The sequence below is a fragment of the Rhodococcus sp. T9N genome (genome assembly GCF_024436645.1).
Classification (GTDB): domain Bacteria; phylum Actinomycetota; class Actinomycetes; order Mycobacteriales; family Mycobacteriaceae; genus Rhodococcus_F; species Rhodococcus_F qingshengii.
Map to the genome: position 1 here is coordinate 108192 of NZ_JAMSKS010000014.1, position 12629 is coordinate 120820.

Consider the following 12629-nt stretch of genomic DNA (forward strand, 5'->3'; position numbering starts at 1 on the left):
GTGTGACTGTGTTGCCGAGTTACCGAGCTCGATTTCTGTCGATCAGATCGGTGCGGCTGCCAGGCTGGACTTGGTGAGCTGGTCTTCGAGCTCGTAGGCAGCTGCATTCTTGCGCAGAGCTGCCGCAGCCGCGATGAGCTCCTCGATTGCCCGATCGGTGGACGAGGCAAGGCTGCCCGAGATGGTGTTGAAGTAATTTGCCGCGCTACCGGACACTTCTTCGGATCCCGCTGGGAGAACGCGTAGCGTCGGCTGCGCAGTAGAGACGATTCCGCGCAATCGCGTCGCCGCAGACTCGAGTTCCATTGCGGCGGCAACTAGGGCTTGAGGGTCGACGTGCATAGTGCCGAACTCCTTCCTGACCAGGGCGGATAAGTGGTCGGGAGGCCGTGCGCACAGCCGTCGATATCCCCCCGCACATACTTTGATGCCTACCGCCCGCTTTTGGTTCCCCCCGAAATCGGACGACTTTGCCCTCAGCCCCAGCCGAGTTCGTGCAATCTGTCTTCTTCGATGCCGAAATAGTGCGCGATCTCGTGGATGACGGTCACGGCAACCTCGTGAACAACCTCGTCCTCGGATGCGCAGATGTCGAGTATCGAATCGCGGAAAATAGTGACCGTGTCCGGCAGGTACCCACCGTAATGAGAATCCCGCTCGGTCAGAGCGACGCCCTGATACAAACCGAGCAGCCCCGGCTCTTCCTCGTCACGTGCTTCGACAAGCACCACGACATTGTCGATTGCCTTGGCAAGTTCGGGCGGAATCAGATCGAGCGCCTCGCCGACCAGTTCCTCGAACCGGTCGGGCGTCATAGTTACCGTCATGGCTTACGACGGCGGAGCTGCGCCGGGCAACGGCGTCGGCAACGACCGACCTTCCGGTGCAGCGGGTGGCGGGACCGGAGCGGCGCCGTTGATCAGGATGTCGCCCTTGGCGCTTCCGGTGATCGCGGCAAACCCGCCGGTTTCGACCTCTTTGCCGATCGAACAATTGACTCGGCGGCTGCCGGCCAACCAGCTTTCCAGTGAAATGTTGTCCCAGAACAGTGTCAGCGTCTTGTCGCGAAGCGCGTCTGCGGAACCAAGGTACTCGTTGGACGCCTGAGTGCAGACGCCCTCGAGATAGCGGTCCTGATCTTCGACCGACGGCATTGCGCCCGGGAATTGAGTGCCGAGGTCTATCACCGAAATAACCTCGTATGCATGCGGTTTCGCGCAATCGACCGGATCGGTCGGGAGGTTCTGGTTGATGCCGATGCACGTGCCGACGTCCCACACGTTCGACTGGTCCTGGTCCGCCACGCGGCCTACGAACGGTTGTAGTTCGCCGGTCGTGGTCGAGAACTGCAAGCCGCAACGCAGTGCGCGTTCACCCGAAGCCCAACCCGATTCGCTCGGGAACATCAGGCCGACGCTGAACTTGCCCTTGGGATCGAATTTCGAATCGAGGTAGGACATGACGATGGGTGTGCAGTGCTCGTCGCGTAGTTCGGCGAATCGAAGGGCGCCCGGGTACCGGGAACCGGGGCCGAACTCGGCGCCGGGGAACACCGAGAGGTCGAGTGGTCCGGCAACCTCGAAGCGGTGTTCAGTTCCGCACTGAACCTTTGACATGTCCGTGCGGTCCCCGCCCGACTCGGTCGCAGGCGTCCAGTTGAGGCAGTCGCCGGCCGCAGCCGCGGTGAAGGCGTCGTCGCGAGTAGATCCCGTCGCTGCGGGACCGCCACCACTGACACTGACTGAGGACGAGTCGTCCTTGTTCAATCCACCGGAAATCGCGATCGTTGCGATCGCGGCGACCACCGCACCTACCGCCACAGCAGCCAGGACCCGGCGGGTGCGACTCGCGGAGACAGTTTTCTTCGCCGGCGTCCCCTGGGGATCGGCCGGATCTGGCGACTTCTCGATCTTGTCTTCGGACATCGATTCCATCATGCCTGTTGCCGTGGCGATATCGAACCTTCACTACAAAACTCACAATCGCGTCTGTGAGTATTTTGTAGTCATGAGCGAAAACACCCCACTCGATCCCGAGGCTGTCGAGCTGGCGGGCCGGCTCTTCGACATGGCACGAACCGGTGATGCAGCCGGGCTGGCGTCGTACGTCGATGCCGGAGTTCCCGTCAATCTGACCAACGAGAGTGGCGACACGCTCGTCATGTTGGCGGCGTACCACGGTCACGCTGACGCCGTCGTTGCCCTGATCGAGCGCGGCGCCGACGTCAACCGGCCCAACGACAAGAACCAGACGCCCCTTGCCGGAGCGGTCTTCAAGGGCGAGGATGCGGTGGTGAAAGCGCTGGTGAGCGGGGGAGCCGACCCGAAAGGTGGACACCCGACGGCGGTCGACGCGGCTCGGATGTTCGGACGCGAGGACTACCTGAGTCTGCTCGAATCGTGATCTCCCCCTCTCCGACGTGGACGTGACCGTCGGAGAGCTGCAGTGAGTGGGTAAAGTTCGAAGTCGTGATTGACCTCAAGTTTCTCCGTGAGAACCCCGAAATCGTCCGCGAGTCGCAGCGCACCCGTGGAGAAGATCCAGGACTGGTCGACGCTCTGCTCGAAGCCGACGCGTCCCGACGCGCTGCCGTTCTGACCGGAGACAACCTCCGCGCAGAGCAGAAGGCCTTCGGCAAGAAGGTCGGACAGGCATCTCCGGAGGAGCGTCCCGCGCTGCTCGAAGGTTCCAAGGAACTGGCCGCAAAGGTCAAGGAAGCCGAGGCCGCGCAGCACGAGGCGCAGGCCGCGCTCGACGCCGCACACCGTGCGATTTCCAACGTCGTACAAGAAGGTGCGCCGGCCGGCGGCGAGGACGATTACATCGTGCTCGAACACGTCGGTGAGATTCCGAAGTTCGACTTCGAGCCGAAGGATCACCTCGAGCTGGGCGAGTCGCTCGGCCTGATCGACATGGAACGCGGCGCCAAGGTTTCGGGTTCGCGCTTCTACTTCATGACCGGCTACGGGGCCATGCTCCAGCTCGGACTGCTGCAGTTGGCTGCGCAGAAGGCGATCGCCAACGGATTCACGATGATGATTCCGCCGGTGCTCGTACGTCCGGAAATCATGGCGGGTACCGGCTTCCTCGGTGCTCACTCGGACGAGATCTACCACTTGCAAGATGACGACCTGTACCTCGTCGGAACTTCCGAGGTACCCATGGCCGGCTACCACTCGGGCGAGATCCTCGAACTGAACGAAGGCCCTAAGCGCTACGCCGGTTGGTCCTCGTGCTTCCGCCGCGAGGCCGGAAGCTACGGCAAGGACACCCGCGGCATCATCCGTGTCCATCAGTTCGACAAGGTCGAGATGTTCACGTACTGCCGTCCCGAGGACGCCGACGCCGAACACCAGCGTCTCCTAGGGTGGGAGCGAGACATGTTGGCGGCCATCGACGTTCCGTACCGCGTGATCGACGTCGCCGGCGGAGACCTCGGTTCTTCGGCTGCGCGTAAGTTCGACTGCGAGGCATGGGTCCCGACGCAGGGCACCTACCGCGAGCTGACATCGACGTCCAACTGCACGACGTTCCAGGCCCGCCGCCTCGGAGTTCGGTACCGCGACGAGAACGGCAAGCCGCAGACGGCCGCCACTCTCAACGGCACCTTGGCTACGACGCGCTGGATCGTGTCGATTCTCGAGAACCATCAGCAGGCCGACGGCTCGGTGCGAGTGCCCGAGGCATTGGTGCCGTTTGTCGGCACGGATGTGCTTCGCTGACACGCTGAACCAACACAATCAGGGCCGCGACGGACTCCGTCGCGGCCCTTTTCGTACTTTCGTACTGGTAGGTTTGGAACTTTTTCTGAACTGACGAAATATCAACTTTTTCCCGCCGATTGGCGCGGTGACCACCAAAAGCGTTGTCGATGGGCCGCTTTGGCGATAGTTTTGCGTTCAATCGAGTTTCCATACCCTGCTTTTCCATCCCGCGTCTGGTGATACGAGGGTGAGTCCGGGGTGAATTGGACAAGTGTCTTGCCAAAAGTAGTACACGTACTAGTTTTTTCGTTATGTTGTGACGGCGCGCACACGTTTTGTCCGAATCCACTGCTCATGTTTGCCCTTCCGAAGGAAGTGCCCATGCCCCAAATCTCTCAGTTGCGGCGATTCGCCGTGCCCATAACCGGAACCGCCATGGTCGCCGGAATGCTGCTGGTCGGCACGCCCGCGTCAGCTGCTATCTCGACCACCGGTTTCAAAACAGCGTGCGTTGCCGGATCGATTATCGGAGACGTCCACAAGGTCACCGACAACCTCATCACGGTCGACGCCCCGGCTTCTGTCCAGCCCGGCGAGACTTTCACCTACCGAATTCAGCCGAGCGGAACGTCATATCCGGACAAGGACTCCGGAGCGACTACTACGAACTTGTCACGTCTGAAAATCGACTATGCCATCCCGAGCAATGCGACGTACGTTTCCGCTACCGTCGTCGCAGGTACCTCCATCGGACTCGACAATGTCGCACCGAATGTTCTCAGAGTCAACGATTCTGGCAATGTCGACGGCAGCGGCGGGATCCTGCGGTTGTCAGGAAACAACCAGGTGATCGGCAACAGTCCGACGACGAGCACGAACTCGGAGGGTGGAATTCGAGTACCGAAGTCCAAGAAGAACCTCGATGGCTCGACAAACGGCAACGGAGACACGTGGTTCCGACTTCCCGCAGTCGACGTAACAATGGTCGCTGGTGCGACGGGAGTGATCCAGCCGAAGGTGAGGACCGCGGGTGCGGCCGGCAACCTCGGTGCCAGCGAAAACTTCAGCACTCAGCTCGCAAAGGCGAGTTTCCTTGGTACACAGTGGGCTCCGACCCGGTGCTCGCCTCGCGAGAACAAGGACACCACGCCTCTCAACGCTGGTGCAGGTCCACTCGCGACGATCAGCATTGCTTCGGCTCCGGTGGATGTCGAGACCACGACGTCACTCTCGGTTCCGGCTACTGCCATCACAGGTACGGCGGTTGATCTGACGGCCACCGTGGCTCCGAACAACGCTGTCGGCACGGTGCAGTTCAAGTCGAACGGCACGGCGATCGGCACTCCGGTCACGGTGACTGGCGGTGTTGCGACATTGAGCCATGCGTTCGATGCTGCTGGTGCGCAGAGTGTTACGGCTGATTTCACTGCTGGTGCAGGATTTGTGAGTTCGTCGGCGTCGGCTCAGACGGTGACCGTGTCGGATCCGGCTCCGGTGGATGTGGAGACGACGACGTCGCTCTCGGTTCCGGCGACTGCCGTCACGGGTACGGCGGTTGATCTGACGGCGACGGTTGCTCCGAATACTGCTGTCGGTACGGTGCAGTTCAAGTCGAACGGCACTGCAATCGGTTCCCCGGTCACGGTGAGTGGCGGTGTTGCGACTCTGTCGCACGCGTTCGATGCTGCTGGTGCGCAGAGTGTTACGGCCGACTTCACCGCTGGAGCTGGGTTTGTCAGCTCGTCGGCGCCTGCTCAGACGGTGACCGTGTCCGATCCGGCTCCGGTGGATGTGGAGACCACGACGTCACTCTCGGTTCCGGCGACGGCGATCACGGGTACGGCTGTTGATCTGACGGCGACGGTTGCTCCGAATACTGCTGTCGGTACGGTGCAGTTCAAGTCGAACGGCACGGCCATCGGCTCCCCGGTCACGGTGACTGGTGGTGTTGCGACTCTGTCGCACGCGTTCGATGTTGCTGGTGCGCAGAGTGTTACGGCCGACTTCACCGCTGGTGCTGGGTTTGTCAGCTCGTCGGCGCCTGCTCAGACGGTGACGGTGTCGGATCCGGCTCCGGTGGATGTGGAGACGACGACGTCGTTGTCGGTTCCGGCGACTGCCGTCACGGGTGCGGCGGTTGATCTGACGGCGACGGTTGCTCCGAACAATGCTGTCGGTACGGTGCAGTTCAAGTCGAACGGCACGGCCATTGGTTCACCGGTGACAGTCACGTCGGGTGTTGCGACGCTCTCGCATTCGTTCGATGTTGCTGGTGCACAAAGTGTTACCGCTGACTTCACCGCTGGTGCTGGGTTTGTGAGTTCGTCGGCGCCTGCTCAGACGGTGACGGTGTCGGATCCGGCTCCGGTCGACAAGGCGACAAAGACGGTGCTGAGTGTTCAGGGTGAAGCCAAGGTCGGACTGCCTGTTGATCTCTTCGCGACAGTGTCCGAAGATCCCTCGGACGCCCTGGTGCCGTCCGGCGGAACGGTCCAGTTCAAGATCGGTGGAGTCGATCTGGGCGCCCCGGTCGCGGTTGTTGACGGAGTTGCCAAGCTGCCGCACGTGTTCGGAGCAGAAGGCACCTTTGCAGTCTCGGCTGCATTCAGTGGATCCGGTGTGTTCACGTCGTCCGCTGCGGAGTCTGTCGACGTCAATGTCACGGTTCCGACCCCGTCGGATGTCGAAAGCTCTACGTCGTTGACGGCTCCGTCCTCGGCAAAGGTCGGCACGGCGGTGCAGCTGAAGGCTGTGGTCAGTTCTTCCGGCGCGACGTCGGGAACCGTCCAGTTCTTCGACGGAACGACTCCGATCGGAACTGCCGTTGATGTTGTCGGTGGGCAGGCCGTGCTGAGCCACACCTTCACCACGACCGGCAACCATTCGATCACCGCGGTCTACAGCGGAGCCCAGGGCGTCGCGGGTTCCACGTCGACTGCATCGGTTGTGAACGTCGGTAACGGGGGTGTTGGCTCCGGTTCGCTCGGTTCGCTGTCGCTGCCGTTCGGTTCATGATTCTCCGATGATGTGATGCCCCCTTGCGCCCATAGGTGCAAGGGGGCATTGCTCTTCGGGAATCGCTGATCGGTCGTTAGCTGAACTATTGGCAATTCGTGAATATTGTCTGAAATAACTGATACAAGTACTACTTTTGACGGGTACTGTACGAGCGTCCAGCTCCATTCCGATTTCCGCTCTGTTCGAGTGACCTCCTTCCGTGCGGTTCCCGATCCACGTCTGTTGCTAGCTGAGGAGAGTTCGTGTTGGTGAAAAGAAGTTCCGCGGTCGTGGTGGCGGCGTTGGTCGGTGGCGTGCTGGTGGCAGGTGGCGTTGCTTCGGCAGCTCCGACGTCATCTCCCCCGGTGGAGAACTCGATCGGGTTCAAGCTGGGTTGCGATGGTTATGAACATCTGGCTGTTGATATCGCGGATGTGTTTCATTCGACGGGTGTGACGGTGTCTGCGCCGGAGAAGGTGGTGGCGGGGTCGACGTTCACCTATCGGGTTCAGCCGAACGTGATGTCGGTGCCGACGGGTGGGCATGCAGGCCGCAGTGTCGGTAAGTGGACGCGGCTCAAGTACGACTTCGATATACCTGCAGGGGTGTCGTTGGTGGATGCTCAGGTCGTGGCAGGTACTTCGTCGAATTTGTCCGGTGTGACTCCGTCGGTGATTCGGATCAACGACGGCGGTTCGCCGGATGGCGCGGGTACGCATCTGCGTATTTCGGGGAACAATCAGACTGCTGACTCGAACAACAAGGGCGGTAACGGCCCGAGCACGAGCAAGAACAGTGACGGTGGAATCGAGGTAGGGGCAGGGAAGACCTTCCGGTTGCCGGCGATCGACGTGACGGTGGTTGCCGGTGCCGCGGGTAGTACGGTGCAGCCGAAGTTGCGTGCCACAGATGGTGATTCGGGTGCGTTCAATTCGCCGAAGAATGCGTTCACGTTCTTGCAGTACGAGACCCTTTGGCCGGGGTACTGGGAGCGCTACAACTGCTCTCCGCGCGATTCGAGTGGTGGTGGGTTGAATGCGGGTGGTCAGGCATTGGCCACCGTCAACGTCGTCTCGCAGGCGGCGACCTCGACCACAGTGACATCCGGCGCGGCTGCAACGGTCGGTCAGTCGACCGATTTGGTTGCGCAGGTCTCCCCGGCACCGACAGGCGGCACCGTTCAGTTCAAGGATGGCGGAACTGACATCGGCGCCCCGGTGGCCGTCGTCAATGGCGTTGCCACACTGCCACATACATTCACCGCGGCAGGCGATCACTCCATCACCGCTGTATACGACGGTGTTCTCGAGTTTCTGACATCCACGTCACCAGCACGCACAGTGAGCGTGGCCGCTGCCGATGTACAGACGACTGCGTCGTTGACAGTCCCGAGTAGTGCCGTCGAGCAGACCTCGGTCGCGCTGACCGCAAACATCTCACCGGCAGCTAACGGCGGAACGGTCCAGTTCAAGGACGGTGGCATCGACATCGGCGGACCCATCGCGGTGACTGGCGGAGCGGCGACCCTGGATCACACGTTCACTACGGCGGGATCGCACTCGATCACTGCGGTCTACTCAGGTACTGCAGGTTTTGGTGGTTCGACCGCGCAAGCTCAGACCATCGAGATCTCGAGCTCATCGCTGAGTACGACTACAACGCTTCAAGTTCCGGCTACGGCGGTTACGGGTACTGCTGTTGATCTGACTGCGACGGTTGCTCCGAGCAATGCTGTGGGTTCGGTGCAGTTCAAGTCGAACGGTGCGGCGATCGGTTCTCCGGTGACTGTTGCCGGTGGGTCCGCAATTCTGTCGCATGCGTTCAGTGTTGCTGGTGCTCAAAGTGTTACCGCTGACTTCACTGCTGCTGCAGGGTTTGTGAGTTCGTCGGCGTCGGCTCGGACGGTGACGGTGTCGGATCCGGCTCCGGTGGATGTCCAGACCACGACCTCACTCTCGGTTCCGGCGACTGCCGTCACGGGTACTGCGGTTGATCTGACGGCGACGGTTGCTCCGAACAACGCTGTCGGTTCGGTGCAGTTCAAGTCGAATGGCACGGCGATCGGTTCACCGGTGACGGTGACTGGCGGTGTTGCGACATTGAGCCATACGTTCGATACTGCTGGTGCTCAGAGTGTTACGGCTGACTTCACCGGCGGTGCAGGGTTCGTCAGCTCCTCGGCATCGGCTCAGGCGGTGACGGTCTCTGATCCGGCTCCGGTGGATGTGGTGACGACGACGTCGTTGTCGGTTCCGGCGACGGCGGTTACGGGTATGGCGGTTGATCTCACCGCGACGGTAGCTCCGAACAACGCTGTCGGTACGGTGCAGTTCAAGTCGAATGGCACTGCGATCGGCACTCCGGTGGCAGTCACGTCGGGTGTTGCGACGCTGTCGCATGCGTTCGATGCTGCTGGTGCTCAGAGTGTTACGGCCGATTTCACCGCCGGTGCTGGCTTTGTGAGTTCGTCGGCATCTGCTCAGACGGTGACCGTTTCTGATCCGGCTCCGGTGGATGTCGAGACGACGACGTCGCTGTCGGTTCCGGCTACGGCGGTTACGGGTAGTGCTGTTGATCTCACCGCGACGGTAGCTCCGAACAACGCTGTGGGTTCGGTGCAGTTCAAGTCAAAGGGCACTGCGATCGGTTCCCCGGTGACGGTGTCCGGTGGCACCGCGACCCTCTCACATTCTTTCGATGCTGCTGGTGCACAGAGCATTACCGCGGATTTCACCGCTGGTGCCGGATTCAAGAACTCGGTTGCAAGTGCGAAGTCAGTTCAGGTCAGTGTTGCCGACCAGGAATCCGTCGTCGAACTGAATATCCCGACCGACGCCAAAACTGGTGTGGCGACCGACTTGTGGGCAACCGTCCGAACGTCGTCGGATGATGCTGTCGGCGTCGGAACCGTGCAGTTCTACGACGGTGGCGTCGCGATCGGCGGTCCTGAAGCGGTTACGGCCGGCGCTGCCGGCCTGACGCATTCGTTTACCTCTGCGGGTGCGCACAGCATCACTGCGGTCTATTCGGGAGGAGCCGGTGTAGTCGGATCCTCGGCCCAGGCGCGGACGGTGAATGTAACGGACCCTGCGCCTTCGGATGTCACCACGGAGACTGTGGTGACGGTGCCTGGTGATGCCGTGGTGAACAAGTCGGTGACCCTGTCGGCGACTGTCAGTTCGGTGCAGAACGGTGGAACGGTGCAGTTCATGGATGGGGATACTTCGATCGGTGACGCTGTGGCAGTGGTCAACGGGATCGCGGCGCTGAACCACACCTTCACCACAACTGGCACGCATTCGATTTCGGCAATCTACAGTGGCGCAGCCGGATTCACAGGCTCCACCTCGGCGGCCCACGCAATTCAGGTCAAGGCTGCAACCGGCGGTGGCACGGGCAGCCTCGGTTCAGGAAGCGCTGGCTCGAGCGATTTCCTTCCGTTCGGTTCCTGACCGGAACAGTTCAGGTCGCGGCCCCGAGGCAATACCCCTCGGGGCCGCTCGACAGGGTGAACTGCATCGAGCGTGAGTTACCCGTTCCGTCGCGGACGGGCAGGGTGACACGGACGTAGTCGCCGCGAACCGGAGTGACTGTTGCAGCGTCGGCGTCGAAAGACTTGATACCGGCCAGCTGATTCGGATCGAGCTTGAGTGGCGGCTGGCCGGTTGCGCCGGTGCCGTCGGGATCCCACGGGCTGTTGCCGGGGCAGATCAGTGGATAGAACGTCTCGACGTCGCGGGTATTGACCGGCCGTCCCGTGGCGCGTGAGAGAAACCTGACGACGGCGTGGGAAGCGTCGGCCGCGGTGTAGAAGTTTGATTGCCCCGCAGGGAAGACGAACGGGCACGCATAGCCGGAAGCGATCTCCGAGCGCTTGGCGGCGACGGAGAGTCCGCCGCTGCTCCAGGTGACCGCGTACTGGCCGTCGACGCCTGGTGCAGCGACGGCCGTCAAGATGGCGGGAACATCCGAATATCGGTCGGCGATCGTTGTGGGCGGCATCGTCCAGCATGCATTCGTGAGCGCAGCCACGTCCAAGGACACCAGGTCCGTTGCCCAAGCTGCCAAGGCCGGCGCAGCAGCCGGATTGCCGGGCACGTCACCAACCGGAGGTGGCGCGACCGGCGCAGCGGGCGCAATTGTCGTCGTGGGTGCGAGAGTGGTTGTTGTCGTGGTTTCAGTCGTCGGCGGAGACGGTTCGTCCGTCAGGATTCCCGTCCGTCCGTCGTCCTCACATGCGGTTATCGCCAACGTCATGGCGAGTGCGACTGCCCCCACTGCCGCTCGTCCTGCCGACTTCATTCGTTCGTACGCCCCTTTTGCGACATTCTGACCAACATCCACCCCAGAACTGCTGCGGGTCAGATCACGGATTCCCGTCTACGCTAGCGAACTGTGGATCCCGTTTACAGAACAGTCATCGGCATCGCCCGTACCGTCTTCGCTTTCGAGGGCCTGAAGTTCTCCGTCAAGGGAGAGCAGAACATCCCGGCGTCCGGTGGCGCCGTGATCGCGATCAACCACACCGGGTACATGGACTTCACGTATGCGGGACTGCCGGCACGGACCCCGAAGCGCTACATCCGGTTCATGGCCAAGAAAGAGGTCTTCGACAATAAGATCTCCGGACCGATCATGCGGGCCCTCAAGCACATCCCGGTCGACCGCGGCGCGGGCGCCGACTCCTACAAGGCGGCCGTAGATTTCTTGAAGCGCGGCGAATTGGTGGGCGTGTACCCCGAAGCCACGATCAGTCGGAGCTTCGAGATCAAGGAATTCAAGTCCGGCGCCGCTCGGATGGCGATCGAGGCGGGCGTCCCGATCGTTCCCGTCGTCATCTGGGGCGCTCAGCGCGTGTGGACGAAGGGTTATCCGAAGCGTTTGGGCCGCACCAACACTCCCATCTCCATTGCCGTCGGCGAGCCGATTGCACCTTTCGAGCCGGCGAGTGAGCTGACGGCGAAGCTGCGGTCGACGATGCAGGAGTTGCTGCTCGATCTGCAGAAGAGCTACGACCATCCCGCCGGCGAGTACTGGGTGCCGGCCCGCCTCGGTGGCAGCGCGCCGACGCTCGAGCAGGCCGACAAGATGGATGCCGATGAGGCCGAGGCGAAAGCCAAGGCTCGCGAGGCGCGGAAGTCCGAAGGCTGACCCATGCCCTTCGAACCCGTTTACACCGCCGTCGAGGTAGTCGCGCGTGGTCTGAGCGGTTTCCAGGGCGTGAAAGTCACCCGCACCGGGACGGAACACGTCCCGGTGTCCGGCGGTGCCGTCATCGCGATCAACCACACGAGTTACCTCGATTTCATACCGGCGGCCCTGGCGGTCGGCACCGCGAAACGCAAGCTCAGAGTGATGGCCAAGGCTGAGCTGGCGGACAACAAGGTCCTCGGCTTCCTCATGCGTGGATGCGGCGTCATCGAAGTGGATCGCTCTGCCGGAGCGCAGGCGTATCGAGCCGGAGTCGACGCCCTGAAACGGGGCGAACTGGTGGGCGTCTACCCGGAGGCGACGATCAGCCGGAGCTTCGAGATCAAGGAAATGAAATCCGGAGCAGCTCGGATGGCCATCGACGCCGGCGTTCCGATAATTCCGCTGATCGTCTGGGGCGCCCAGCGGATCGTCACCAAGGGCGGACCGAAAAATCTGGGCCGCAATCATTTCCCGATCTCGGTGGAGGTGGGTGCACCGATCGATCCGGTCGAGCCCGCCGAAGCGTTGAGCGAGATTCTGCGCATCGAGATGGATGCAATCCTGCGCCACGTGCAGGACGGGTTCGTGCACGAGCCCGGGGCGTACTGGGTGCCGCGCCGACTCGGCGGTGGCGCACCGACGCCGGAGGAAGCTGCGGCCATGGACGCACAGGAACGCGCGAAGCGGGCGCGCTGAGCGAGACCGTCGTACCGGGCAGGCACAATGGCGGTGTGA

The 12629-nt window shown here is 62.0% G+C and carries 10 protein-coding genes; 6 read left to right on the top strand and 4 right to left on the bottom strand.

From position 1 onward, the window contains the following. Positions 1 to 42: 42 nt before the first annotated feature. The 3 genes from M1L53_RS21995 to M1L53_RS22005 all read right to left on the bottom strand — a co-directional run bounded on the left by M1L53_RS21995 (position 43) and on the right by M1L53_RS22005 (position 1937). Positions 43 to 342: a PE family protein gene (locus tag M1L53_RS21995; protein WP_042920574.1), complete on the bottom strand. Its 300-nt coding sequence runs from the start codon at positions 340 to 342 to the stop codon at positions 43 to 45. Positions 343 to 476: 134 nt separating this feature from the next. Then, positions 477 to 827, bottom strand: coding sequence for a metallopeptidase family protein (locus M1L53_RS22000; RefSeq protein ID WP_007736028.1), 351 nt, complete (start codon positions 825 to 827; stop codon positions 477 to 479). Positions 828 to 830: 3 nt separating this feature from the next. Further along, positions 831 to 1937 (bottom strand): septum formation family protein, encoded by a 1107-nt coding sequence (locus tag M1L53_RS22005; protein WP_003945397.1) that lies wholly within the window; start codon positions 1935 to 1937, stop codon positions 831 to 833. A 70-nt stretch (positions 1938 to 2007) separates the two neighbouring features. On the opposite strand from M1L53_RS22005, the gene M1L53_RS22010 reads away from it, so the two are divergent. The 4 genes from M1L53_RS22010 (at position 2008) to M1L53_RS22025 (ending at position 10153) form a co-directional block, all read left to right on the top strand. Further along, entirely contained in the window at positions 2008 to 2403 is a 396-nt protein-coding gene (locus M1L53_RS22010) for an ankyrin repeat domain-containing protein (protein WP_003945404.1), read from the top strand. Between the two features lie 65 nt (positions 2404 to 2468). Then, positions 2469 to 3722: a serine--tRNA ligase gene (gene serS, locus M1L53_RS22015; RefSeq protein ID WP_007736032.1), complete on the top strand. Its 1254-nt coding sequence runs from the start codon at positions 2469 to 2471 to the stop codon at positions 3720 to 3722. 363 nt (positions 3723 to 4085) lie between these two features. Next, complete coding sequence (locus tag M1L53_RS22020; protein ID WP_232319102.1) at positions 4086 to 6719, top strand: Ig-like domain-containing protein; 2634 nt, start codon at positions 4086 to 4088, stop codon at positions 6717 to 6719. Positions 6720 to 6970: 251 nt separating this feature from the next. Further along, on the top strand, positions 6971 to 10153 hold the full coding sequence (locus tag M1L53_RS22025; RefSeq protein ID WP_054188740.1) for an Ig-like domain-containing protein: 3183 nt from the start codon (positions 6971 to 6973) through the stop codon (positions 10151 to 10153). 10 nt (positions 10154 to 10163) lie between these two features. On the opposite strand, the gene M1L53_RS22030 is transcribed toward M1L53_RS22025, so the two are convergent. Then, positions 10164 to 11003 carry a hypothetical protein gene (locus tag M1L53_RS22030; RefSeq protein ID WP_261949269.1) on the bottom strand — a complete coding sequence of 280 codons (840 nt, stop codon included), beginning with the start codon at positions 11001 to 11003 and terminating at the stop codon, positions 10164 to 10166. A gap of 93 nt (positions 11004 to 11096) precedes the next feature. Here M1L53_RS22030 and M1L53_RS22035 point away from each other — a divergent pair, with 93 nt between their 5' ends. Together M1L53_RS22035 and M1L53_RS22040 are read left to right on the top strand one after the other, a co-directional pair. Then, positions 11097 to 11852 (top strand): 1-acyl-sn-glycerol-3-phosphate acyltransferase, encoded by a 756-nt coding sequence (locus M1L53_RS22035; RefSeq protein ID WP_042921233.1) that lies wholly within the window; start codon positions 11097 to 11099, stop codon positions 11850 to 11852. Positions 11853 to 11855: 3 nt separating this feature from the next. Next, positions 11856 to 12590, top strand: a complete 735-nt coding sequence (locus M1L53_RS22040) for a 1-acyl-sn-glycerol-3-phosphate acyltransferase (protein ID WP_054188660.1) — start codon at positions 11856 to 11858, stop codon at positions 12588 to 12590. The last annotated feature ends 39 nt before the right edge of the window (positions 12591 to 12629 follow it).